We start from the raw sequence: 25,559 nt of genomic DNA on the forward strand, positions 1-25,559 counted from the left end.
TTCATCTCTTCCCCTCTTTTGTTATGTGTATAAATAAAGCATGATACGTTGCCATTATCCCTTCATTTTCCGTGAAGTCTCTTTCGTATATGCGAAGCATCGCACGAAAGAGTGAGGGACTTTGACAATAGGATTCTTCATTACTATTGGTCGCTCCTACTTTTCGAATAGAATGTAGAAACTCCCTAACTTCTGTAAATCTCTCTATGTAACATGTTTCAGAAACATGTACATCCCCTGTTTCTATCTCACATATATGGCGCAACTGATTTTTCGAATAAAAACGTTGCCCAATCGATGTTTCATTTTGTATATTTTTTTCTTCTTTCGCCCGCTGGAACGAAGCATGCAATTCTTGAAATGTTTCCTGTCCAAACGTTGAAAAGAGTAATATTCCATCTATAGATAGATGATGAAATAAATTTCTTATCACTTGTTTTAAATCATTTAGCCATTGAAATGTGGCATTTGAAATAATGACATCATATGATTCTTCTAATCGTAATCTCTCAATATCTTCACAGTGAAACGTTACATTTTTTACATTTTGTTTAGTTTGCGCAATCGCAATCATACTTTCAGCAAAATCAACTGCTGTAATATGTGCTTTCGGAAATAACTTTGATAATTGCTCTGTTACATACCCCGTCCCGCATCCCAGTTCTAAAATACGTATTGATGCCGTTTCACTATATCGTTCCTTTAAGATTGAAAGTAATGAATGTGCCATCTTTTTTTGTACATTTGCATATCGATCGTAAGATACGGCTGCCCCATTAAACCGTTTTTGTAGTAACGTTTTGTTGATCATGTCGTATCCCCTCTACAAATTGAATCATCTCATTTGCACAATATTCAAAATTCGTTACACATAATGCATGCCCTGCTTCACTTACTACTTTCAGCTCGCTGCTGCTATTCTCCGTCATACTACGTGCCGCAGACAATGGGCATATTACATCCTGTTCTCCGTGAATAAGTAGTATAGGTACTTTAATTTCTTTTAGTTCTTCTCTCATATCTGTTTCTATTAAATAATCCAAACCTAGTTGTAAAGACTGAATAGAATCACCTTTAAAACGGTCTACAATGTCTTCAAAGTTTTTATTCCCTTTTAGCTCATCTTTCGTAAACATATTTTCATAAAACCGCTTGAGCGTATCCTCTCTCCTTCTCGCCAAATTCCTTTTCAGCCGTTCTACATGCAAAGCATTCCATCCATTACTATAGTCGCTCGTATTTGTAAATTTAGCAGTCCCACCAATTAATACGATGCCTTTTGCCTGAATCTTTTTATAAGCTTCAACTGCTGCTAACGCTCCTAGTGACCATCCAACTAAAATTACGTTGTCGTTATGCGCTACATCTATAATTCGTTCCGCAAATTCACTTCGTTCTTTCACATTACGCCAATCTACGCATTCAACAGGATATCCTTTAAAATACGGAAGTACTAAATCCCAAATATTCTCTTCCATTCCCCATCCGGGGATAAAAATAATCTTTAGCTCGTTCATACGAAAATCTCCTCTTCTTTCGCAATGTGAATAATTCGGTCAATAGCCCATTTTAAATCAGCTATTGTATGTTGCGATGTAACTGCAAAGCGAATTCGAGAACTATGAACCGGCACAGTTGGCGGACGAATTGCAATGGCCGCAATCCCTGCCTCTTGCAACCTTTTACTAAATCGTAAAGCATGTTCATTTGAACCGACTACAATCGGTACAATATGAGTTGAACTATTCCCAATATCAAAACCAGCATCCCTTAATTTAGTTCTGAAGTATTCTCCGTTTGCTATAAGGTTCTCTCTTCTTTCGTTATCTTCTTTTACAATTTCAATTGCTTTTTGCACTGCTCCTAACGTACTTGGTGGTAAAGCTGTAGTAAAAATAAAGCTTCTCATCATATTTTGTAAATACTCTATATAAATTTCATCACCTGTCAAATACGCACCATAACACCCTAAAGCCTTGCTAAACGTCCCCATATGTATATCAATTTTTTGAGCAAGATTTTTTTCAATATGAGATAACCCAGCTCCGCCGATTCCATATATTCCACTCGCATGTGCTTCATCGACTATAATGATTGCCCCGTATTTCTCTTTCAGCTGTACTAAATCTCTCAAATACGCAGTATCACCATCCATACTAAAAACGGTATCTGTTACGATTAATTTTCTGCTTTCAGGCGAAGCCATTTTCAACAGCTTCTCTAAATGATCCAAATCATTATGACGATACCTTTTATGCTCTGCCCCGCTTAATATGATTCCATCAACAATACTTGCGTGATTTAACTTGTCACTAAAAACAATATCGTGCCGAGAGGCCAAAGAAGATATGGCACCTATATTTGCCGTATACCCACTATTTACAATTAAAGCTCTTTCAGTACCTTTCCAGTCACATATGCTTCTCTCAACCTCTTCATATAATGGATGATTTCCTACAACGAGACGAGAGGCAGTCGCTCCAGTTCCATATCTTTTTGTACAGGCAATAGCAGCTTCTTTTAACCTTTCATCTCCAGCTAACCCTAAATAATTATTTGACGCTAAATTTAACATCCTTTTTTTATCTCGAATAAGCCAAGTCTCTTCTGCCTTCTCTGTTACATGCAAATCACGATACTGCCCTTGCTCATGTAATTGTTGTAATTTACATTGAAGGTGCGCCCGCCACGTTTGATTCATTTTGGATAAACTCCTCTAATTTTGAAATCATAATATGTTCTTTTGCAGATTCTAATACTTCTTCTTTCGTAAACTCACCTTCAAAGAATGGTAATAATCCTAAAACTGGTACCCCGCTCAGCTCTTCAATCATCTCTTTATTTTCTTGCACTCTTTCCATTTCACATTCTTTGCAACCTGATAAAATGACACCCGCTACGGTTAAGTCATGCGCCTTTGCATAAGCAATCGTTAACACTGTATGATTTACTGTTCCTAATGTAGGACGAGCTACTACAATAAGAGGCAACTGTAATTCTTTTGCAAAATCAATTACTAAAGCATCTTCTGTATATGGGACAGCAAGCCCACCTGCCCCTTCTACAAATAAGCTATTAAACTCTTTTAATAGTTCATTATAGTAATCAGTAATTTCTTTTAACTTTACTACTCTTCCAGCTCTTTTCATGGCAAGTCTCGGAGCAAGTGGTGCTTCAATAGAATAAGGGCAAATTTCATTTTCTTGTGTCGGCACACCTGATAATGCTTTTAACCTTGCCGCATCTCCCTCAGGGTTTGATGCAACATGCCCACTTTGCAACGGTTTATATACTCCGATGTTATATCCCAATTCTCTAAATACACCGGCTAATGCACCGGCAACGACAGTTTTCCCCACTTCAGTATCTGTTGCTGTTATAAAAAAACCGCGCATTATTCTCCCTCCGTAACATCCGAGATTGCTTTATACAAAATACGTAACATATCATCAATCTCCTCAATTGTAGAAGCAAGAGGTGGCATAAATACAATCGTATTACCGAGCGGTCGCAAGATCATACCCAGCTCTCTTGCGCGTTTACATACTTGAACACCGACTCTTTCTGTCCAGTCAAACGCTTCTTTCGTTTCCTTATTCTTCACAAGCTCAATACCAACCATTAATCCGCACTGACGAATATCACCTACATGTTTATACGCAAAGAGCTTTTCTAATTGCGCTGCCACATAATCCGTTTTATGTGCCACTTCTTCTATTAAATTTGTTTTTTCGTATAGCTCTAAATTCGCGATTGCTACGGCACACCCTAACGGATTGCCTGTGTAGCTATGTCCATGGAAAAATGTTTTTTGTTCTTCATATTCTCCTAAGAAGGCATTATATATTTCATCCGTCGTTACCGTAACTGCAATTGGTAAATATCCACCTGTTAAACCTTTCCCAGCAGTTAAAATGTCTGGCGTCACATTTTCATGTTCACACGCAAACATTTTCCCTGTACGCCCAAATCCAGTCGCTACCTCATCTGTAATAAATAATACATTGTACTTAGTACATAAATCGCGCAGTCCTTTTAAATATCCTTTTGGCATTGTAATCATCCCGCCAGCACCTTGCATTAATGGCTCCACAATGATGGCAGCTACTTCTTCATGCTTTTCTTTCAACAATTCTTCCATTTCTTCTAAATGGCTTTTTACAATTTCCTCCCTATTATTTCCGTAAGGAGAACGATATGTATATGGATACGGCATTTTAATCGCATCAAATAAGAGCGAACTATACACTTGGTGAAACAAGTCTATTGCTCCTACCGAAACAGCTCCAATTGTATCACCGTGATATGCTTCTTTTAATGTAACGAATCTTTGTTTCTTTCGTTTCCCTTTATGCTGCCAATATTGGAAAGCCATCTTAATTGCAATTTCAACAGCGGTAGAACCTGAATCAGAATAGAATACCTTCTTCAATCCATCTGGTACAACCTCAATAATTTTTTCTGCTAATAAAATAGATGGAACGTTAGCAAGTCCTAACATAGTAGAATGAGCAATTTTATTTAATTGCTCACGAATTGCTTCATCTAATTCCGGTACTTGATGTCCGTGAACATTTAACCATATAGATGAAACACCATCCCAATATTCATTACCATTTACATCGTATAGCTTTCTTCCCTCTCCACGTTCAATAATGACAGGATCTTCTTCTAAATAATCTTTCATTTGTGTAAATGGGTGCCATACGTAAGCTTTATTTTTCTCTGCTAATTCTTCATATGTATAAGATGATTTTTCAATCGTTTTACTATTTATTGTCACAATTGTCACCCCTAATGTTAACTTATTTATAAATATAGTTAACATTAAATCCGAATGACTGTCAATTATTTTAAAATCAAATAGTTCTTAAAAAAGAACAACTTATCATACGATAAGTTGTTCTACTTTCCATGCTGTATCTTTCCAATTTCTAAAATAATTTCTTCATCTTTTTTCCCCTCTGTATCAATTCCAAGTTGCTTAGCGTGCTCAATTAATAAATCATGACGCTTCTCAAACCTAGCGGTATTTACTTCTTTCGTAACCTCTTCTTTTGTTTTTCCCTCTGTAGAAACTCCTATTTTCTCTGCTGCTTTTTCCATTGATTTCTTCTCTTCTATTTCTTTTACTTTCTTCACTTCTGATTGTTGTATTTGCTTTTGTTTCAGCTGCTCTGATTCAGCCGCAAAAGCTGTGTAAATTCCAGTACTTCCTCCAATAACTAATAAAGTGGTAAAAAGAATTATTTTTTTCTTCACTCTTTCCTCCCCCTTTCAAATTCATTATAACGTACATTTTTACAGCATTAAAAACAATTATCCTTTATTTCCCTAAAAAAACATTTAATATTTTTATTGACATGTAAGATGAAAATATGATAAAAATTTAACTAACATCATATGAATCGGCGTTGATAGGATTTAGTAGTATTTCGATTTCTGATTTCAGAGAGCTGGTGGTCGGTGCGAACCAGTACAGAGCGAATTATGAATTACCCCCTGGAGCTTCTTTTACGAAACGTGAGGAGTAGTGAAAGACGGTTATAGACCGTTATGTCTAAAGAGTGGTGAAACGACACTGTTTCACAATTTAGGGTGGTACCGCGAATTTTTCGTCCCTGCATATATTGCAGGGGCGTTTTTTATTTTATAAGCGCATATCATATGACCCTTTATTTTGTGATACATTCATTTCACAAGCTAGGGTGGTACCGCGATTTCTTCGTCCCTGCATAATTATATGCAGGGACGTTTTTTTATCCAATCTTTTCCGTATCATATAGAAGAACAAACAATTACCGGTAATTTGTCACAAAATTCTAAATTTTAGAAGGAAATATACAATATTGGCGAATTTTATATAAAAAAGAGCTATTTCATATTACTTAGGAGGGGAAAACAATGGTTTCAAAAATTGAGTCTGTTCTTTTAACAATTTTTATCTTTTTCTGTATTGGTTTTAGTGTTATTCAATTAGAAGTTTCACCACACATCCCAATTTTATTTGGTATCGTTCTTTTATTAGCATTTGGATTCTTGAAGAGAATCTCTTGGTCTACTATGGAGAAAGGGATGATTAGTAGTATTTCAGCTGGTATTCCATCTATATTTATTTTCTTACTTGTAGGCGTATTAATTAGCGTTTGGATCGCAGCTGGAACTATTCCGACTTTAATGGTATACGGCTTCCAACTTGTATCTCCAAAAATTTTCGTTCCAACTGTTTTTGTTGTTTGTGCAATTGTTGGAACGAGTATCGGTAGTGCTTTTACAACTGCTGCAACTGTAGGACTTGCCTTTATGGGAATGGGTACTGCCCTTGGATACGATCCAGCTCTAATTGCTGGGGCAATTATTTCTGGGGCATTCTTCGGAGATAAAATGTCTCCTTTATCTGATACAACAAACTTAGCGCCTGCTGTAACGGGTGTAGATTTATTTGAACATATTCGTAACATGCTTTGGACAACAGTGCCAGCTTTCATTATTGCTTTTATCGCATTTTTCATTTTAGGAAGCGGATCTGATGGAAACGTTGATTTCTCAGCATTTATTAACACATTAGAAAAAAATGCAACGATTTCTATCGTTACACTGATTCCTATTTTATTACTGTTCCTATTCGCATTTAAAAAGGTACCCGCAGTTCCAACATTACTTGCAGGAATTGTGGTAGGAATTATTATTCTCTTTATTTTTAAACCTAGCACTTCTTTAGCTGATTTAATTAAAATTATGCAAGACGGTTACGTTTCTAAAACTGGTATCAAAGATATTGATAGCTTATTATCTCGCGGTGGCCTGCAAAGTATGATGATGTCAATTGCTCTTATTTTTCTAGCTCTTTGTATGGGAGGATTATTACAAGGAATGGGTATTATAGCGCAGCTGATGAATATTATCTCTAGCTTCGTAAAAACTAGTACACGCTTAATTATTTCTACTGCTTCAACTGCAATTGGTGTAAACTTCTTACTTGGTGAGCAGTACTTATCCATCGTTTTAACAGGACAAGCATTTGCTAATAAATACGATGAAGTCGGTTTAGAACGTCGTAATTTATCACGAGTATTAGAAGATGCTGGTACAGTAATTAATCCACTCGTACCATGGGGTGTAAGTGGCGTATTCTTAACAAACGTTCTTAGCGTTCCAACATTCGATTACCTGCCATACGCAATCTTCTGTTTAGCGTGTCCAGTCGTAACCATTATCGTCGGCTTTACTGGATTCGGTCTTTCATGGAAAAAAGAAAAAGCAGTACCAGTTTCATAATATAACAAAAAGGATTACCAAATCGGTAATCCTTTTTATATTTCTCTACTATCTATTCGCTTTCTTTTTTCTAAATAACATAAGTAATCCCGCTCCAACAAACGCAAGACCAGCTCCAATTGTAGAAGCAATACTTGCACCTGTTTTCGGTAAATCACGTTCATCTTTTTCAGCTTCTTTATTTTCACTTACAGTTGTTGTTGTTTCTTTTGTATTTTGATCATCTGTTGTAGTTTGTCCAGATCCAGTATTGTTTCCATCTTGTTTTGGTTCATTACCATTATTACCTTCTTCTGTTGGTGGTGTTGGGTTTTCTCCATTACCTGTTGGCGGTGTTGTTGGATTTTCTCCCCCACCTGTTGGCGGTGTCGTTGGATTTCCTTCACCAGTTTCTTTATCATCATTCTTCTTCGTTATATCAATTGCATATTTAGCAAATTCATTTTCAGATGGTCCAACATATGATATGTTCCCATCTTTCTTTATATACTTTTGTGCATTTGGTGAAGAATCAAATGTTGTATTTAATTTATCTGCAACAATCGGTTTAAACGTCCAATTTTGATCAGCTGCTGGATCAATATTTTTTATTTTTTGCATATACTTCACAATGATTTGACGTGTTTCATCTTGTGATTGGTATACAACTTCCCCTTCACTTACACCTGGGAACGTTTGACTACTTCCACGATAGTTATTTGTAGCGACGATGAACTTTTGATCATCAGCTACTGGCTTACCTTCATATGTCATATTTACAATACGATTCGTATTTGCATTTACAACTTTTCCATCTTTATCGTATTTCGCTGGTTGTGTTACATCAATTTCGTATTTTAAGCCATCTAAAATATCAAAGTTATATGTAGGATAGCCTATATTTACTAACGGCTGTTCTTCTGTTTTCTTTGGATCAATTTGATTAAACTGACCTGCAGACATTTCAAGCCATTCTTTCACTTGTGCCCCATTTACTTTTACAGCATATAACGTATTTGGATACACGTATAAATCCGCAACGTTTTTAATTGCTAACGTTCCAGCTGGAATATCCGTATAATATGTAGCACCGTTTCGGCCACCTGCTTTAAATGGTGCGCCTGCAGATAAAACCGGAATATCTTTAATCTCTTCGTACTCTGGTTTTTTAAGTTCTTGTTCTACATACCATTTTTGCGCATTTGTCACAATTTGTACGGAAGGATCATCTTGTACTAATGAAAAATAACTATTAATTGGTGCTTTCGTTTTACCTACAGGTGTATTTACATAGTCGATTGTCGCTTGATGCTCATCTTTAATTTCATTAACTAATTTTTGATCAGATTCTACTAATGGGGTACCTTTACTATTAGCAATCGGGCGAAGTTGTGGCTTAGATTGATCTTTTTGTACTTCCCATTTTCCGTTTACCTTTTTCAATTGCATATCAATAATACCTAAGTTACTTCCAAAGACACCAGGCATTACAACTGGAACACCATTAAATACATCCTTCACTTCAGTATGTGAATGTCCCATTAATACTGCATCTACGCCAGGAACTTCTGTCGCTAAATAAAACGATGAATTTTCCATTCCTTCGTTGTATCCACTCTTATCAACACCTGAATGCGCTAGTGCAACTATAATATCCGCACCTTGCGCCTTCATTTCCGGAACTAATTTTTTCGCTGTTTGCACAATATCTTTTGCTTTTACTTTTCCTTCTAAGTTCGCTTTATCCCAGTTCATGATTTGTGGTGGAACAAATCCCATTACACCAATTTTCACTATTTGTTTTTGGCCTGCTTCATCCACTACTTCTTTCTCTAAAATATGATATCTATCAAAGTAATGCTCGTCATTCTCATCATTACCATCATGGTCATCTATATAGACATTCGAGTTAATAACCGGGAAATCCGTTTTTTTAATCACTTTTTTTAAATAATCTAAACCGTAGTTAAATTCATGATTCCCAAGAGAGATGACGTCATACTTCATTAAATTCATTACACGATATAATGGATGTGTATAACTAGGATCCACAGGATTCTTCGGATCTTTTATTTTATTTGCTACATAATCTCCAAGCGGTGTCCCTTGTAATGCATCTCCATCATCAAATAGGACAGAGTTTTTCGCTTCTTCACGTGCTTTATTAACGAGTGTTGCAGTTTGCACGAGACCTACTTTATTATCTGTTTTCGTTTGATAATAATCGTAATTCATTAAGTTAACGTGAATATCTGATGTTTCTAGAATTCGTAAGTTAACTGTACTCTCCCCAGTGTTCTCATCTGCATGAGCTGTTGCTGGCAATACTTGCGGCGCTATAACACCAATAGCAAGAGTTGCTCCAGCCAGCATTTTTTTTGACTTTTTCACAAAAAATCCCCCTTATACAATTACCAGAAATAATGAAATGAATCCCTATCTGTCTCTAACCACATACCTTTTTTCTTCTATTAGAGACACAATTTTCATTTCATCCTGCGCTAACGAGTAGTCCCCTTAAACGCCCGATTGATGAAGACTAACAATTAATAGGAAATAAAGCTCCCACTAATTAAAGTTTCACCTTATCTGACATTATCATATATAAAGTTCTTTCCTATCGTCAATATTTTTTGACAAACTTCAACAAATTTTCTGTAAAGTTATTATAAACTTTTCATAAACATATAATATGCCCTTACATTGCTAATACTGCTGAATATGATACAATTACCAATTACAAGGAGGATGAATTTATGAAAAAAGTCATCTTAACAATTGTTTGTCTCCTCCTTCTGATCATTTCTTATTCTTATTTTGAAAAGAACGACGAGACAAAACAAAATGAATCTGAAGAAAAAACAGAAAAAACATCTGCCCCAAATTGGATTGATAAGCAAACAAACGAATCTTTTTATCATCTTGTATTAGGTGATTCACTCGCTAAAGGATATGGATCGACACAAGGTGGATTTGCTGAATTAGCTTCTAAGCAAATAGAAGCACAAATTCACAAACCAATTACAGTAGAAAACCTTGGGGTAAACGGTCTTACAACAGATCGTCTCGCTAAAAAAGTTCAATCAGAAGATGTAAAGGAAAAAATTAGAGCAGCAAATATAATTACAATTAATATTGGAGGAAATAATTTATTTCGTTTAAATCGTGATGTTGGTGTTATAGATGGTATAAAAATGTTAAATAAAGAAAAAGCCCATTTTGAAGCGGATATAAAAAGTATTGTAAAGACAGTTCGAGATCAAAATCCGGACGCTTTACTCATTCTCTCAGAACTCTATAACCCGTTACAACTCGATGACTCCATCGCAAGTTATGCAGATATGTTTTTAGATGGCTGGAATGAATCTGTTTATTCCATTTCCAAAGCAAATCAACCATCTATCGTTTTACCAATTCGCAAATTAATATCGAATGATAAAAAAGAGTTATTATTTGACCAAGTACACCCAAATGATAACGGCTATGCAATTATTGCCAATACATTTACAAAGCAAGTGTTATCCTACAAATATTAAAGCGACCATGAAACAATTCTATTTTTATAACATGTCTTTTTTGTTACAATGATAGTGGAAGGGGGCCTTTATATGGAATCACGCGAGTGGGAACGTATTGTTGATCATCTTCTTTCGCTAGTGCCTCTTTTTTATCGCAAATTTATGCTTCCTGGAGAATTTTCTTCTCAAAGACATATGCCGCCATCACATACACAAGTATTACTGCTTTTGCATGAAAACGGCACATTAGCAGTTTCCGAAATCGGCAAGCGGCTAGCGATTTCACGGCCTAACATGACACCTCTATTAAACAAACTTATTCAAGAAGAACTAATAGAGCGTCATTATAGCGAAAAAGATCGACGGGTCATTTTAATTTCCCTAACAGCTGAAGGGAAATTATTAGTAAATCAGTATCAGCAATTCATTTTAGACAAACTAAAAGAAAATTTCCAAACATTATCTGAGGAAGAGCGCGAAAAGCTCATTCATTCTCTTCAAACCATTCAAAATTTAATTTTGAAAACAAACGTATAAAGCTGCTTCTAAATAGAAGCAGCTTTATGATTCGTAATAGTTACCATAGTATACATTGGAATATGGCCATGTTGTTAAATATGGTTTTTTTTCCTGTGTAGGCTGTTGTGTTGGTAATTGTGGTATTTGTGATAATTGCTGTAATTGTTGTTGCCGATATAATTCGTGTTGTCTACTCGTATCATAAACCGGATAATAATTTACATATGGATATACTTGAGGTACGTAATAATAATACATTATCCTCTCCTCCTTTTTCTTAAACATATTCAAAGGAGAAAATGAATGTGACATTGTTTATAATTGTACAAGTGGTTCTCTCACTCGTTTCTTCCTTTTCTTCAAGCGTAACTTACGGTTCTTTTCGTATAAATAATGCACAACGAAATATGAAATGAGACCAAACACAACTCCTAAAATCGTCATTCCAATTAATACATACACTTCACTTTGTAATAAGCTCTTTAATATCGTAAAAATGTGACTTGAAAACAAGTCCGATATCGTAAATGGTTCATGATGAATTTTCTGTACATGAAATGGATAAATCATTTTTCCTAGCGCATACGCAAGCGGAAATAAAAATACTGGGAGAAACGATATTTTCCCAATAATATTGCCAATAACTGCCGCAGGAAAAGATCCCTTTGCTAACCTGACGATTGGATAAAATATTACATATACGAGCGATGCCGTATAAATGACTAACATTTCTAAGCCGAATCCTATAGCAAACCCTAACGATACTTTCTTTGCGCCTTCTGGCGATCGAAGCAACTTATAATATTGAAACTTTAATATTCTCCACATCCGCTGAAAAAACGAATATGTTTTCTTAGTTGTTTTCACCCTCATCATCTCTTTAACTATATTTTTATATGTAGTATGTCCTTACACACTCTGAAAAACAAATTTAGTTTTCTCTTTTATTATAAATGATATCGAAATGGTTAACTAAATATACATATGACATTTTAATATAAAAAAACCTCCCTTTTAGGAAGGCTCTTCTACATTTTTAAATAAACTCACTAATAACGCTTTTTGAGCATGCAATCGATTACCAGCTTGCTCAAAGACGATAGACTGCGGTCCATCTATAATTTCTCCTGTTACTTCTTCTTCACGATGGGCAGGTAAACAGTGTAAGAAACGATATGTTTGCTTCGCATGCTTAACAAGTTCGTTATTGATTTGGTAAGGTTGAAATAAAGAATATTTCTCTTCTTCGCCCTCTTGCCCCATGCTCATCCAAACGTCAGTATAAATGAAATCTGCTTCATTCACCGCTAATTCAGGATTATGCAAAACTTCAATTTCAGCTCCTGTTTCCTTGGCAATTGCTAACGCTTTTTTTACAATCTCTTCATTCGGTTCATATCCTACAGGCGTTGCAACAGTCATATGCATTCCAACTTTTGCACTCGCTAGCAACAATGAATGACACACATTATTGCCGTCACCTACGTAAGCCAATTTTATTCCTTTAAATGTATTTGTTTCTTCGTATATCGTCATAAGGTCTGCCAATGCTTGACAAGGATGATGATCATCCGTTAAACCGTTAATAACAGGAATACTCGATTCTTTTGCAAGCTCTTCTACATCCGCGTGTGAGAATGTACGTATCATGATCCCGTCAATATACTGCGATAATACTTTTGCAGTATCTGAAACGCTTTCTCCTCTTCCCATTTGCATCTCTTTCCCACTTAAAAACATACCATGTCCCCCGAGTTGTACCATTCCCGCTTCAAAAGATACACGAGTACGAGTGGAATGCTTATCAAAAATAAGCCCTAATATTTTGCCTTGTAATAAAGGCTCTTGCTTATTCTTTTTTAAATATATAGCGAACTCAATTAAAGAAATAATTTCTTCTTTCGTTAATTCTTCTAGCGTTAAAAGATCTTTCGTATTTAATTTCGGTACTTGTACAGTTGACATGAAACTTCCCCCTTATATGATTGATACGTTTTTTGTACAAACTACTTTTTTTATTATATATACTGCCTGTTCTAACTCTTCATTCGTGACAATGAGTGGCGGTAATAGTCTTATCACATTAGGACCTGCTTGTAATACGATAAGTCCTTCGTTTTCTAGTTGTTCTATAAAACTTGCAACTTCATGCTTACACTCAATCCCAATCATAAGCCCCTTACCACGTATATTTTGAATACATTCGACATGCTGTAATTCCTCTTGCAACTTCTCTAATACGTACTCGCCTTTTTCTTGTACTTCTTTTAAAAACGATGGTTTTTTACTTACTTGCAATACTTCTTTCGCTGCAGCCATCGCGATGTAATTCCCGCCAAAAGTTGAACCGTGTGATCCTGCAGTAAACGACGCTCCGAGCTCTTTCCGGCCAATCATCGCTCCGACAGGAATCCCATTCCCAAGCGCCTTTGCAACGGTAACGATATCAGGCTCTATTCCCACTTGTTCATAAGCGAATAGTGTCCCAGTTCTTCCTATCCCCGTTTGTACTTCGTCTATAATAAATAAGGAACCGAACTTATTACATAATGTTTCAATCTCTTTCAAAAAAGATAGATCAGCAGGTATTACTCCTCCCTCTCCTTGAACAACTTCTACCATTACCGCCGCAACTTCTTCATTCATTACTTCCTCTAATGCTTTAATATCGTTAAAAGGGATATGTAAAAAAGATGGAAGTAATGGACCAAATCCTTCTTTTACCTTATCTTGGCCCGTTGCACTCATCGTTCCAAATGTTCTACCGTGAAAAGACTGCTGGCATGTTACGACGAGAGATTTTCCAGTATGCTTACGTGCTAACTTTAAAGCTGCTTCATTTGCCTCTGCCCCACTATTACAGAAAAACACATAATCTAATGCTCTATTTTCTGTTAATAATGACGCAACTTCTTCTTGCAAGCTGTTTGTAAACAGGTTAGATATATGCCATATATCATCAAGTTGCTCTTGTACACCTTTGAGAACAGTAGGGTGACAATGTCCTAAATTACATACGCCAATTCCTGATGTGAAATCTAAATATTCCTTACCGTTATTATCAATAACTTTCGTTCCAGTTCCCTTTACAAACTCAATAGTTCTTCTGCCATACGTTTGAAAAAGATGACTCGTCATGCAATACTCACACCTTTCGTTACCGTCGTTCCAATACACTCTCCCGTAACCTCAGTAAAATCTTTTGTACCATTCACAATACTTATCTTTTGCACTCCCATTTTTAATGATGCTAGTGCCGCCTGTACTTTCGGAATCATCCCACCTGTAATAACACCTGTTTCTATAAAAGTAGCAATTTCAGATTCATCCGTTTCCTTTACCAAATTCCCTTCATGTAATATTCCATCTACATCCGTAATAAAAATAAGCTCTTTTGCCCCTAACGCAGCCGCAATCCCAGCTGCAGCATTGTCCGCATTTATGTTATAAACTTCATTACCATTTACCCCGATTGGAGCAATAACAGGAATATACTCCATATTTATTAATCCTTTTAATAAGGCTGTTTCTACATAACTTACTTCCCCCACATATCCTATCTCTTCACTGACAGGTTGAACTTGAAGTAAATTGCCGTCACATCCTGAACAACCTACCGCAAGTAAATTATGCTTTTGTAAATTCATTACGAGTTTTTTATTCGTACTTCCGCATAGCACCATTTGAACAACATCCATAACTTCTCTTGGTGTTACGCGTAATCCATCTCTTTTTTCTACGTTGATGTTACAATCTTTTAATTTGGCATCAATTTCTGGCCCACCACCATGAACAATCACTACTTTATACTTCTGTTGTAATTTCTTTATACATTCAAAAAACACAGCTTTTAATTGATTCAACATACTACCGCCGCATTTCACTACAATATATTCGCTCATCTTCTCTCTCCTTATGTACGATAACAAGCGTTTATTTTCACATATTCATAGCTTAAGTCACAGCCCCAAGCTGATCCTGTCTCTTCTCCTAAGTGTAAGTACACATTAATGACTATTTCATCTTCTTGTAATCTCTCTTTCATTTCTTCTTCAGAAAATGTTTGAGGCTCACTATTTTTTAATACCAATATAGATTGAAGAGTAATGTCAATTGTATTCGGATTAATAGCTACTTCACTTTGTCCAATACTGCTAATAATTCGCCCCCAGTTTGGATCTTCACCATGTATTGCTGTTTTCACAAGACTCGAACCGACTATTTGCTTTGCAATTTTTTTTGCCTCTTCATTCGTTTGAGCTCCTAGCACATTTACTTCTATTAACTTTGTAGCGCCTTCACCATCTTGCGCAATTTTCTTTGCTAAATCTTCACATACCTTCTGTAAAGCACATACGAAAGTTTCCCAATCTGTATGTTCCATATTTATCGGCCTTGTTTCTGATAATCCACTTGCCATAACGATGACCATATCATTCGTAGAAGTATCTCCATCCACCGTAATTTGATTAAATGTATGATTCGTAATTTGGGATAATGCTGTTTGCAATACGTCATGCTCTATATGAGCATCTGTCGTAATAAAACTAAGCATCGTTGCCATATTCGGATGAATCATCCCTGAACCTTTTGCAACACCCGCAATCGCCACTTTCTTCCCATCAATAATCATTTCATAGCAAGTTTCTTTCGTTATGAGATCCGTCGTTAAAATTGCTTCAGAAAAAGAATATGCTTCACTTTCTTCCTTCGTCGGTATAAGAGTTGCAACTCCCTTTCGGATTATATCCATCGGCAGTGGAACACCAATTACACCTGTTGAAGCTACAGCAACGTAATTTTCTTTCATCCCAAAATGTTCCGCCCCTAATGCGCGCATCTCGTATGCGTCTTGTAATCCTTGCATTCCAGTACAAGCATTTGCATTTCCACTATTAACGATAATTGCTTGTAACTTCCCTTCTGCCGTTATACTATCCTTCGTTACTTGCAAAGGAGCTGCTTGTATTTGATTCGTTGTATACACAGCGGCACATGATGCTGGTACGTCACAAACGATGGCACCTAAATCCTTTTTCTCCTTTTTCAGACCATTTGCAGTACCAATTGCCGAAAAGCCTTTCGGCGTTACAATTGAACCATTTTCTAATTTTGTAATAGACGCTACTTTAATCATCATGTCCCCCTTATAGATAAAGCGGCATATGTTGTAAACCTGTTGTCTCTTCTAGTCCCGCTATTATGTTTGCATTTTGAATCGCTTGCCCAGCCGCGCCTTTCATCATATTGTCTATAACAGAAACGACCGTAACTCTTTCTGTTCTTTCATCGTAAGCTATGCCAATATCGCAATAATTTGAGCCTCTCACTTCTTTTGGACTTGGAAATTTCCCTTGCTTACAAATTCGGATGAAAGGCGATTGTTCATACGTTTCTTCATACAATTTTTGAAGTTGCTTTATTTCCATCTTTTGTTTTACTTTTGCATAAAGTGTAATCATGATTCCTCGTGATATCGGTATTAAATGTGTGCTAAATGTAATTGGCTGTGATTCACTATTCCATTCTGTAAGCATTTGCTCAATCTCTGGAACGTGCTGATGCTGGTTTACTTTATAGATGTGTAAGTTATCGTATAGCTCAGGAAAATGAGTCATTGTTGTTGGTGTTTTACCTGCTCCTGATACCCCTGATTTCGCATCAATAATAATTGAATCTTCTTCAATCATGCTACTACGTACTAACGGCGCTATCGCTAGCAATGTGGCTGTAGCAAAACATCCTGGGTTTGCAATTAAATTTGCCTTTTGAATCTCAGTCCTTTTCCATTCACTTAACCCATACACTGCTTTTCTAAGAATTTCTTCTTTCGCTGCTGGCCTTTTATACCACAGTTCATATGACGAAGGATCTATCATACGAAAGTCTCCAGATAGGTCAATTACTTTTAAACCTTCTGCTAATAACTTGGGAGTTAACTCCGCCGATACTCCTGCTGGTGTTGCTAGAAATACGATTTCTGCTTCTTTCCCTATTGTCTCCACATCAATTTCTTGTAACGTATGAACGAGAACATTTCGAAGATGCGGATATACATTTGTTATACACTCACCAACTTGTGAAAAAGAATGAAGAGATGCTATAGAAAAATATGGATGTTGTTCTAATAAACGAATTAACTCAATACCCCCATATCCAGTGGCTCCAATAATTGCGACTTTCATAAGTTCCTCCTCAAATCGATTCTTTAAATTAAGTATGATTATAATATTGTATATTTATAGAGTCAATTAAATATTTATAAATTTTACAAACTTAAAAAACTTAATTTTACTAGAAAAATAATATACAAAACCGAATTTTTATACAAAAGTAGTGCGTGGTAGTTTTTTCATTTCACTTCAAGTACAATAAAACAATACATACGTACATACAGGCGGGAAAAAATATGAACGAAAAATTAATTGAGAAAATGATTATAAAAAGTTTTCAGCAATATCAATGCAGTCCAATATCAAAAGAAGATCAGGAAATGCTAGTGAAACATATTCAAACGGTGACTCATTCAAATATTGAAATTGATTTATACGAGGAGATTGAGGATATTGTTTATGATTATGTGACTGGAAAACAATAAAAAATAGGAGATTTCCATGTGGAAATCTCCTATTTTTTACTTAATGATTTACCTGCTACACGTTCAAATAAACCTGGGAATAAAGCATAAAGTTTCGGGCCAATTCCCATCCACTTCGGTAAGTTTACTTCACGTTTTTTCATGTGCATCGACTTTACGATTTGTTCTGCTACGTATGTTGGTTTTAACATGTAACGTCCCATATTCTTTACATATGTACCAGATTGATCCGCTATTTCAAAAAAGTTTGTATCTATCGGACCTGGATTAATTGCTGTAACATAAATATCTGTATTCGCTAATTCCATGCGTAAACTATTCGTAAATCCTAATACAGCATGTTTCGTTGCTGCATACGCACTTGATTTCGGAGTTGCAATTTTTCCGGCAAGGGAAGCAATATTAATAATATGTCCTTCGTTCTTGTTTACCATATAAGGTAGTACCGCTTTCGTACATGCTACTAATCCAAATACATTTACTTGGAACATATCTTTCACTTCATCCATTGACGCATCTTCAAACGTTTTAAAAATACCAAATCCCGCATTGTTTACTAATATATCAATACGTCCCACTTCTTGTAATACCTTTGAAAAAACAGACTGTACTTCCATCTCTTCACTTACATCTAATACATAATAATAGCAAGGCGTATTATAAGTTTCTTTAATTTTGTCTACTAACGCTTGTAGTTTCTCTTCTGTTCGAGCCATTAATACTGGAGTCGCTCCCTGTGCTGCAACTTGCATTGCAACTTGCTCACCAATCCCACTAGAAGCACCTGTAATGACGATTACTTTATTTTGTAAACGTCCTGTCATTGCTGTCACCTACTTTGCATAATAAATCAATTGTTGCGATGACTCATCAATCATCACTTGTTGATTATATGCTAAATAGTCCAATTGTCCAACCGTTTCTGAAATAGTAAGTGGTAATTGTTCTTTATATAATACCGGAAATAGTTTTACACATACTTCAAATGCTGTCATTGGTTTTTCCTTTAATAACTCAAGCACTTTAAAAGCACGTGTTTCTTGCTTTTGTAATCTCGTTTCAATAAGTTGTTTCACATTTAGAACATCTTCCCCATGCCCTGATAAAATGCGTGAAATATTCATTTCGCTTAAACGCTGTAATGTTTGATTATATTGTAGTAATGGGCGTGCCCGTTCTGTTTGCCCTTCATATGGTGGTTCTAGTATTGGATTCGAAGAAATATGACTGATGAGAGCATCTCCACCAATTAATATTCCATCAGATTCTCTATATAAAGAAATATGAGTAGAAGCATGACCTGGTGTTTCAAGTACTATAAATCCAGGCAAAGAATCAATACGATCTCCTTCTCTCACAGTATGCGTTAACGATCTATTACAAGAATATTTAAGTGTCCTCGTCGTCAATAACGACTCGTCTTTCAAAAATGCTGCTGGCACACCAAACTGTAAGGCCGTCTCTCTAAAAAATTCATGATACCGCTTTAAAAATTCTGGATTTTGTGTGATCCAAGGCTCATTCCAAGGATGTCCAATAATATTCGTCTTCTCAGAAAATATATTTAAAAGTCCACAATGATCTGCATGATGATGCGTAATGACTACTGTTTCAATATCTTCTAGCGTATGTCCTAATGCACCTAATTGACTTTCTAACGCATTCCTTGCCTCTTCTGTATTCGTCCCTGTATCAATTAATGTTAATGTCTCCCCCTCAACTAAAAACACATTCACAGTTTCCACTGCAAATGGTACAGGAATCTCCATTCGGTGAATCGCCGTCATGCTTAGCCCCCCTGTCTCTTTCCGGTTCAAAAATGAATACTTCTTCAGTTTACAACTTCTATATATATTTGTCATTATTTTCAGATAAAAAGAGGTGTTTCCTATAAAAAAACGAATGTATGTACATTTATAAGAATTTCTAACCAAAATTAAAGGAGGAACATCATGTCTATTCAAAACATTTCCTTTCTCGGTGCAGGCTCCATTGCCGAAGCTATTATTGGTGGCTTGTTACATGCAAATGTTGTTAAAGGTGAACAAATTACTGTAAGTAATCGTTCTAACGAGACAAGATTACAAGAGCTACATAAAAAATACGGTGTCAAAGGTACTCATAATAAAAAAGAATTACTTACTGATGCAAATATTCTTTTTCTAGCAATGAAACCAAAGGATGTTGCAGAGGCACTTACCCCTTTTAAAGAATACATAAATAATAACGTGCTTATTATTTCATTACTAGCAGGTGTTTCTACTCACTCAATTAGAAAACTACTTCAAAAAGACGTTCCAATTATTCGTGCAATGCCAAATACATCCGCAGCCATTTTAAAATCAGCTACCGCTATCTCCCCTTCAAAACATGCAACAGCGGAACATATTCGCACTGCAACATCTTTATTTGAAACGATTGGTCTCGTCTCTGTTGTAGAGGAAGAAGATATGCATGCTGTCACTGCATTATCCGGAAGTGGACCTGCTTATATTTATTACGTAGTGGAAGCTATGGAAGAAGCTGCAACAAAAATTGGTTTAAAAGAAGATGTTGCAAAATCACTTATTCTTCAAACGATGATTGGTGCTGCTGAAATGCTAAAAGCAAGTGACAAACACCCTTCTATTTTGCGAAAGGAAATTACTTCTCCTGGTGGAACTACCGAAGCAGGTATTGAAGTATTACAAGAACATAAATTTCAACAAGCACTTATTTCTTGTATTACACAGGCAACGAAACGATCACATAATCTTGGAAAAACATTAGAACAACTAACAAAAGAAAAATAGAAAAAGGAGCTCAAGTTTATTTGAGCTCCTTTTTTTATAATTACACTTAGTTATTGTTCTTCCCAAAAATCTCTTCTTGCAGGCGACGACCAGTCGGCGTTGCTGCAAGTCCACCTTCTGCTGTTTCACGAAGTGCTACTGGCATCGTTTGTCCGATTCTAAACATTGCCTCAATTACTTCATCACATGGAATTGTACTCGTTACACCAGCTAATGCTAAATCTGCTGAGATCATCGCATTTGCAGCTCCTGCTGCATTACGTTTTACACAAGGTACTTCTACAAGTCCTGCAACAGGATCACACACTAAACCAAGCATGTTCTTTAATGAAATTGCCATCGCTGTAGCTGCTTGATCTTGTGTTCCACCAGCCATCTCAACTGCAGCTGCAGCCGCCATTCCACTTGCTGAACCAACTTCAGCTTGGCATCCTCCTGCCGCACCAGAAATACAAGCGTTATTCGCAACAACCATACCGAAAGCTCCTGCTGTAAATAAGAATTCAATCATTTCTTCACGTGTAGGCTGCAATTTTTCTCTTAGTGCAAATAGTACACCTGGCACTGTTCCAGCAGACCCTGCTGTTGGTGTTGCACAAATAATTCCCATCGCTGAGTTTACTTCATTTGTTGCAACAGCTTTGCTTACTGCATCCAAAATCGTATCCCCAGATAAGCCTTTTCCACTCTTCATATACGCTTGAACTTTTACAGCATCTCCACCAGTTAAACCAGTTGGTGATTTCACGCCGCGAATACCACGTTCTACTGCTTGCTCCATCACGACCAAGTTCTTTTCCATACCAGCAATTACTTCTTCACGTGAAATACTTCTTGTTTTCATTTCACATTGAATCATAATTTCTGCGATTTTTACATTTTGTTCTTTAGCTTGCGCCACTAGTTCCGCTGCGTTCCGAAACATGGTGTGTCCCCCCTGCAATTATTCCATAATAGTTACTTGACAAATATTTTGTTGCGCTTTTATTTCTTCAATTACTTCATCTGCTAATAATTCATCTGTTTCAATGACCATAAGCGCTCTTCTTCCTTTTTCTTTACGAGATACACTCATTGTACTAATGTTAATCTCATGTTTCGCAAGGATTGAAGCTACCGCTGCAATAGCACCGAAGCGATCGTTATTTACAATAAGTAGTGCTGGGCTCGTGCCTGATAATTGAAGATCGAATCCGTTTAATTCTACAACTTCAATTTTACCGCCACCAATTGAGCAAGCAACAACTTCAATTTCATCTTCACCTTTATACAAACGAATTCTCGCTGTATTTGGGTGAGGTGCATTGGCATCTTCTTCAATGAATTCCACTTCAATTTCGCGCTCTTTTGCTATTTCTAGCGCCTCTGGAATACGTAAGTCATCTGTTTCAAATCCTAATATCCCACCTATTAGCGCTACATCCGTACCATGCCCACGATACGTCTTTGCAAATGATCCATATAACGAAATGCTTACTCTTTCTGGTTCATGACGAAACAGCTGGCGAGCAACTTGCCCCATTCTTGCTGCGCCTGCTGTATGTGAACTTGATGGTCCAATCATAACTGGACCGATAATATCAAATACTGAGCGATACTTCATCATAACTCCCCCTAAACCTCTATGAAAAAAATTTATTCTACTATTCTATTAAGCTGCTACATCTGTCGCTTTTCCAGTTGTACCACAAATTTGTTCTGCTATACGAATTGGATAGTTTTTGAATAAAAGTAATCCAATATAACCTGAAATAATACCAGTTATCATAATACATAAGAATCTTAGCATTATTTTCATTTAAAAATGATACAAGATAATCCACAATAAAGTCTGGTAGCAATCCAAAGTTTAACACAGAAGCCATTACAAGCATAGCATAAACAAGTGATATAACCATTGCTAATGCAACTAAATTTGCACCCGCTATTCCGCCTAGACTACCTGCTGATGTTCTGAACTCTTTTAAAGAGTGGTGTACCAATTAAATCTCCACCACCTTATTAATAAAAAGCTTCTACTAAGGAACTTGCAATAGATACACTCGCTAATCATATCGTTTAGCTAAAAAGTGAAAAAGACTTATGACAAATAATAGTAATATCTTTCCTATTATAATTCTCGTGTTACTCTCTCATGATTTAGTCAACTTCACTTGTTACGATAATGACTAAAATACATGTGACTTATCATAAATTATAATCTGCCCTCATTATAGCTTGTTTTTTATAAAACGCTTACTTTTGTTGAATTTTAAAAGTTCTGAATAAAAGTCCATTTCTGCTATTTGTATCACTTGTATGTCATCTGACTTATATAACAGTTTTTCTAAATAATCATTATTTCGTATTTTTATCCTATATATTCAAACCATCCTAATTTTCTGTATCATCCAAGTATAAGTATAAAATAATAACAGTTTTATTTTTAAATTTTTTTAGACATAAAAAAATGGTAACCCGCCGTTACCATTTTTTATAAAATTATCATTTTTCTACTGGGAATGATTTCAAATCCGTCGCTATTTCTGTATTAGAAAACAACTCTCTAGCCTCTTTCAATAATTCCTTATATGTATCTCCTTGATAGCGAGAACTAATGTGAGTTAATATTAGTCGCTTCGCATTTGCCTGAAGTGCAATGCTCGCAGCTTGCTTAGATGTAGAATGAAAATAATCATACGCTTGTTGCTCATCTTCTGCTGCGAAAGTCGCTTCATGGACAAGTACATCTGCATCTTGCGCAAGCTCCCTACTCGCTTCGCAATATCGCGTATCACCTAAGATAGTAATAATTCTCCCTTTTTGAGGTGGGCCGATAAACTCATTTCCATTTAATATCGTGCCATCCTCTAATTCAACTGCTTCACCATCTTTTAAACGTTTAAAGATTGGACCTGGTTTCACACCCATCTCAAGCAACTTATCAACTAAAAGAGCACCTTGTATATCTTTCTCTACAATACGATATCCAAAACATTCTATACCGTGTGACAATCTTTTCGTTTCTACATAAAATTCATTATCTTCAAATACGGTACCTTCTTCTGTTATCTCCACAACTTCAAGTGGATATTTCACATGTGTCGTACTTACCGATAATGCCACTTCAATAAATTGTTTAATTCCTTTCGGTCCATACACCGTTAAAGGCGTAGTTCCTCCTTGAAATGAACGGCTACCTAATAAACCAGGCAATCCAAAAATATGATCGCCATGTAAATGCGTAATAAATATTTTTTCAATGCGGCGCGGACGTACAGATGTATGTAATATTTGATGTTGCGTGGCCTCGCCACAATCAAATAACCAAGTTTGTCCTCGTTCTTCTAACAATTGTAAAGCAATTGCTGAAACGTTCCTTCCTTTTGAAGGAACACCTGCACCAGTTCCTAAAAATACAAATTCCACTTTCTTTCCTCCAGCTCTAAATATACTCTATCTCTCATCTTACGGAATGTTATTTCAAATGGCAAATTGAATTTACATAACCAATCATCTAGACAACTATATAACACGAACGTTATACTTAAAAAATTTAGCCATTGTTCGTGTTTTATGGTAAAATGATTATACTACATTTTAAGGGAGCGTTTTATTATGAAAGAAGTATTTCGTTTACAAACTGATTTTTCATCTTCATTTGATCGCTGGGTAAGTTCTTTCGTGTCTGATCACCCAGCACAATTAGAATGGACAACTTTAAAGGAATTAATCCATGAATATACAACATCACATACAAATGATACGTTACCAGCATATATTTCTTCAGCTTTAACATATTACGCCCAACGTGTTTCAACTACAAACAGTTCAGAAATTGTTATTTTTGAAAACCCTACAATCTCGTAATCTATAATAAAAAAGCACTGGTTACAGTGCTTTTTTATTTATACTTATTTAACAAATGATCATATTCCGTCCAAAAGTCGGTATACATACTTCGCTCAAACTCATTTGAAATTATCTTTTCACTTGATTTATTAAATAATTCTTTTGCTTGTAGTGCAAAAGAAACAATTTGTTTTCTATATTCATTTTCATTCAATTCTATATGAAGTCCTTCATAGTATATAGCCTTTTGATTAGTAGAAATAACTTTGACAAAGTCCTTTAAAATCACGTTTTCACCTATATGATTTATAGTCCAATGAATTGAAATTGGGCATCCTAACATTAGCATAGTGCCACATCCGTGCAAAATAAGCCCCGCTTCATTTTCAATATCACAAATATATTCTTTATCTAAAGTTCGTAACAAAGCTAAAGCTGATTCACTTATTCCCCATTCCTCATCCATACCTGTCTGCGTAATAATCGTTCCAGCCACATTTAAATATATTTCTCCATGAGAACATAAATCTTCATGCTCATTAAACAACCATTTTTGATTCTCAATATTTATAATAAAATTTTGTGGTCCCATTACAAATTCCCCTTTTATAAAAATATTTTTCCATATTATTCATAATCAATATCATGCATTTCATCCCACATATCTATTATAAATCCGTTTAATATTTTAAAAACACAGATAAAAAAGATATTGACACTACGATTTTCCATTGCTAACATTCAACATGTAATTGAATATGGTCTCTGTTAGGTGAGGCTCCTGTATAGAGAAACGCTGCTGCCCAAAAATGTCGAGAGACGCCAATGGGTCAACAGGAAAGGTCGGAATGAAGGCCTTTTTTAACGTAGCTGGTTTCAGTACCTATGCTATACAGTGCTAAAACTCAACGAGGGAGAAGTGCATGTATTTTGTCATACACAAAAACTGTTTTTATTTATGTCTACTAACAGTCTTTGTTGTGGACTCTTTTAACTGCGAATTCAGACCTTTACTCGTTTTGAGTAAAGGTCTTTTTACGTCTA

At 35.9% G+C, this 25,559-nt stretch carries 27 protein-coding genes, 1 riboswitch and 1 other annotated feature; of the genes, 6 read left to right on the top strand and 21 right to left on the bottom strand.

What is annotated here, in order from left to right; genetic code table 11:
* Window position 1 precedes the first annotated feature (1 nt).
* From bioC to MKY21_RS20760, 6 genes are all read right to left on the bottom strand, one after another.
* On the bottom strand, window positions 2-811 hold the full coding sequence (gene bioC, locus MKY21_RS20735) for a malonyl-ACP O-methyltransferase BioC (protein ID WP_109139895.1): 810 nt from the start codon (window positions 809-811) through the stop codon (window positions 2-4).
* Entirely contained in the window at window positions 777-1,517 is a 741-nt protein-coding gene (locus MKY21_RS20740; RefSeq protein ID WP_098616198.1) for an alpha/beta fold hydrolase, read from the bottom strand. Before MKY21_RS20740 ends, bioC begins: the two co-directional genes overlap by 35 nt.
* Window positions 1,514-2,701: an 8-amino-7-oxononanoate synthase gene (gene bioF / locus MKY21_RS20745; RefSeq protein WP_001077288.1), complete on the bottom strand. Its 1,188-nt coding sequence runs from the start codon at window positions 2,699-2,701 to the stop codon at window positions 1,514-1,516. The genes MKY21_RS20740 and bioF overlap by 4 nt, the downstream gene beginning before the upstream one ends.
* A complete protein-coding gene (gene bioD / locus MKY21_RS20750; protein WP_341077280.1) occupies window positions 2,667-3,395 on the bottom strand; it encodes a dethiobiotin synthase in 729 nt (242 codons plus the stop codon). The genes bioF and bioD overlap by 35 nt, the downstream gene beginning before the upstream one ends.
* Window positions 3,395-4,828: an adenosylmethionine--8-amino-7-oxononanoate transaminase gene (bioA, locus tag MKY21_RS20755; RefSeq protein WP_009326545.1), complete on the bottom strand. Its 1,434-nt coding sequence runs from the start codon at window positions 4,826-4,828 to the stop codon at window positions 3,395-3,397. The genes bioD and bioA overlap by 1 nt, the downstream gene beginning before the upstream one ends.
* A 77-nt stretch (window positions 4,829-4,905) precedes the next feature.
* Window positions 4,906-5,262, bottom strand: a complete 357-nt coding sequence (locus tag MKY21_RS20760; RefSeq protein ID WP_137074506.1) for a hypothetical protein — start codon at window positions 5,260-5,262, stop codon at window positions 4,906-4,908.
* A 143-nt stretch (window positions 5,263-5,405) separates the two neighbouring features.
* Window positions 5,406-5,626, top strand: a binding site (T-box leader).
* 278 nt (window positions 5,627-5,904) lie between these two features.
* On the opposite strand from MKY21_RS20760, the gene nhaC reads away from it, so the two are divergent.
* Complete coding sequence (gene nhaC, locus MKY21_RS20765; RefSeq protein WP_016118595.1) at window positions 5,905-7,278, top strand: Na+/H+ antiporter NhaC; 1,374 nt, start codon at window positions 5,905-5,907, stop codon at window positions 7,276-7,278.
* A gap of 48 nt (window positions 7,279-7,326) precedes the next feature.
* Here nhaC and cpdB read toward each other — a convergent pair whose 3' ends face one another.
* Window positions 7,327-9,648: a bifunctional 2',3'-cyclic-nucleotide 2'-phosphodiesterase/3'-nucleotidase gene (gene cpdB / locus MKY21_RS20770; protein WP_044795936.1), complete on the bottom strand. Its 2,322-nt coding sequence runs from the start codon at window positions 9,646-9,648 to the stop codon at window positions 7,327-7,329.
* Window positions 9,649-10,013: 365 nt separating this feature from the next.
* On the opposite strand from cpdB, the gene MKY21_RS20775 reads away from it, so the two are divergent.
* A complete protein-coding gene (locus MKY21_RS20775; protein WP_000755850.1) occupies window positions 10,014-10,793 on the top strand; it encodes a GDSL-type esterase/lipase family protein in 780 nt (259 codons plus the stop codon).
* A 72-nt stretch (window positions 10,794-10,865) separates the two neighbouring features.
* Window positions 10,866-11,312, top strand: a complete 447-nt coding sequence (locus MKY21_RS20780) for a MarR family winged helix-turn-helix transcriptional regulator (RefSeq protein ID WP_000445819.1) — start codon at window positions 10,866-10,868, stop codon at window positions 11,310-11,312.
* Window positions 11,313-11,336: 24 nt separating this feature from the next.
* Here the strand turns inward: MKY21_RS20780 and MKY21_RS20785 are convergent, their stop codons facing one another.
* The 7 genes from MKY21_RS20785 to argC form a co-directional block, all read right to left on the bottom strand.
* Window positions 11,337-11,552 (bottom strand): hypothetical protein, encoded by a 216-nt coding sequence (locus MKY21_RS20785; protein ID WP_016118598.1) that lies wholly within the window; start codon window positions 11,550-11,552, stop codon window positions 11,337-11,339.
* A gap of 57 nt (window positions 11,553-11,609) precedes the next feature.
* Window positions 11,610-12,170 (bottom strand): DUF2062 domain-containing protein, encoded by a 561-nt coding sequence (locus tag MKY21_RS20790; RefSeq protein WP_002005691.1) that lies wholly within the window; start codon window positions 12,168-12,170, stop codon window positions 11,610-11,612.
* Between the two features lie 138 nt (window positions 12,171-12,308).
* Window positions 12,309-13,259 (bottom strand): ornithine carbamoyltransferase, encoded by a 951-nt coding sequence (gene argF, locus MKY21_RS20795; RefSeq protein WP_016118599.1) that lies wholly within the window; start codon window positions 13,257-13,259, stop codon window positions 12,309-12,311.
* Window positions 13,260-13,271: 12 nt separating this feature from the next.
* A complete protein-coding gene (locus MKY21_RS20800) occupies window positions 13,272-14,432 on the bottom strand; it encodes an acetylornithine transaminase (protein WP_033694206.1) in 1,161 nt (386 codons plus the stop codon).
* Window positions 14,429-15,196, bottom strand: coding sequence for an acetylglutamate kinase (gene argB, locus MKY21_RS20805; protein WP_044795935.1), 768 nt, complete (start codon window positions 15,194-15,196; stop codon window positions 14,429-14,431). Before argB ends, MKY21_RS20800 begins: the two co-directional genes overlap by 4 nt.
* Before the next feature lie 11 nt (window positions 15,197-15,207).
* Window positions 15,208-16,431, bottom strand: a complete 1,224-nt coding sequence (argJ, locus tag MKY21_RS20810) for a bifunctional glutamate N-acetyltransferase/amino-acid acetyltransferase ArgJ (RefSeq protein ID WP_016118602.1) — start codon at window positions 16,429-16,431, stop codon at window positions 15,208-15,210.
* Between the two features lie 10 nt (window positions 16,432-16,441).
* Window positions 16,442-17,479, bottom strand: coding sequence for an N-acetyl-gamma-glutamyl-phosphate reductase (gene argC, locus MKY21_RS20815; protein WP_016118603.1), 1,038 nt, complete (start codon window positions 17,477-17,479; stop codon window positions 16,442-16,444).
* Between the two features lie 224 nt (window positions 17,480-17,703).
* Between argC and MKY21_RS20820 the strand changes: the two genes are divergently transcribed.
* Complete coding sequence (locus MKY21_RS20820) at window positions 17,704-17,892, top strand: YqzH family protein (protein WP_001003222.1); 189 nt, start codon at window positions 17,704-17,706, stop codon at window positions 17,890-17,892.
* Window positions 17,893-17,921: 29 nt separating this feature from the next.
* Here the strand turns inward: MKY21_RS20820 and MKY21_RS20825 are convergent, their stop codons facing one another.
* Window positions 17,922-18,716, bottom strand: coding sequence for an SDR family NAD(P)-dependent oxidoreductase (locus MKY21_RS20825; protein ID WP_016118604.1), 795 nt, complete (start codon window positions 18,714-18,716; stop codon window positions 17,922-17,924).
* A 9-nt stretch (window positions 18,717-18,725) separates the two neighbouring features.
* Window positions 18,726-19,679: an MBL fold metallo-hydrolase gene (locus tag MKY21_RS20830; RefSeq protein ID WP_000125122.1), complete on the bottom strand. Its 954-nt coding sequence runs from the start codon at window positions 19,677-19,679 to the stop codon at window positions 18,726-18,728.
* A gap of 165 nt (window positions 19,680-19,844) precedes the next feature.
* Between MKY21_RS20830 and proI the strand changes: the two genes are divergently transcribed.
* Window positions 19,845-20,684 (top strand): pyrroline-5-carboxylate reductase ProI, encoded by an 840-nt coding sequence (gene proI, locus MKY21_RS20835; RefSeq protein ID WP_016118606.1) that lies wholly within the window; start codon window positions 19,845-19,847, stop codon window positions 20,682-20,684.
* A 46-nt stretch (window positions 20,685-20,730) separates the two neighbouring features.
* Here proI and sdaAA read toward each other — a convergent pair whose 3' ends face one another.
* The 4 genes from sdaAA to rnz all read right to left on the bottom strand — a co-directional run bounded on the left by sdaAA (window position 20,731) and on the right by rnz (window position 24,092).
* Entirely contained in the window at window positions 20,731-21,609 is an 879-nt protein-coding gene (gene sdaAA, locus MKY21_RS20840) for an L-serine ammonia-lyase, iron-sulfur-dependent, subunit alpha (protein ID WP_341077292.1), read from the bottom strand.
* A gap of 18 nt (window positions 21,610-21,627) precedes the next feature.
* Window positions 21,628-22,287, bottom strand: a complete 660-nt coding sequence (gene sdaAB, locus MKY21_RS20845; protein WP_000877445.1) for an L-serine ammonia-lyase, iron-sulfur-dependent subunit beta — start codon at window positions 22,285-22,287, stop codon at window positions 21,628-21,630.
* Window positions 22,288-22,327: 40 nt separating this feature from the next.
* A complete protein-coding gene (locus tag MKY21_RS20850; protein ID WP_229172745.1) occupies window positions 22,328-22,582 on the bottom strand; it encodes a hypothetical protein in 255 nt (84 codons plus the stop codon).
* Window positions 22,583-23,168: 586 nt separating this feature from the next.
* On the bottom strand, window positions 23,169-24,092 hold the full coding sequence (rnz, locus tag MKY21_RS20855) for a ribonuclease Z (RefSeq protein WP_000397453.1): 924 nt from the start codon (window positions 24,090-24,092) through the stop codon (window positions 23,169-23,171).
* Between the two features lie 189 nt (window positions 24,093-24,281).
* Here rnz and MKY21_RS20860 point away from each other — a divergent pair, with 189 nt between their 5' ends.
* Window positions 24,282-24,533 (top strand): DUF3932 family protein, encoded by a 252-nt coding sequence (locus MKY21_RS20860; RefSeq protein ID WP_000665709.1) that lies wholly within the window; start codon window positions 24,282-24,284, stop codon window positions 24,531-24,533.
* Between the two features lie 34 nt (window positions 24,534-24,567).
* On the opposite strand, the gene MKY21_RS20865 is transcribed toward MKY21_RS20860, so the two are convergent.
* Window positions 24,568-25,107, bottom strand: a complete 540-nt coding sequence (locus tag MKY21_RS20865; RefSeq protein WP_016118611.1) for a hypothetical protein — start codon at window positions 25,105-25,107, stop codon at window positions 24,568-24,570.
* A gap of 165 nt (window positions 25,108-25,272) precedes the next feature.
* Window positions 25,273-25,438, top strand: a riboswitch (M-box (ykoK) riboswitch).
* The last annotated feature ends 121 nt before the right edge of the window (window positions 25,439-25,559 follow it).

Origin of the sequence: Bacillus sp. FSL R9-9497, assembly GCF_038005805.1 — a bacterium.
GTDB lineage: Bacteria > Bacillota > Bacilli > Bacillales > Bacillaceae_G > Bacillus_A > Bacillus_A cereus.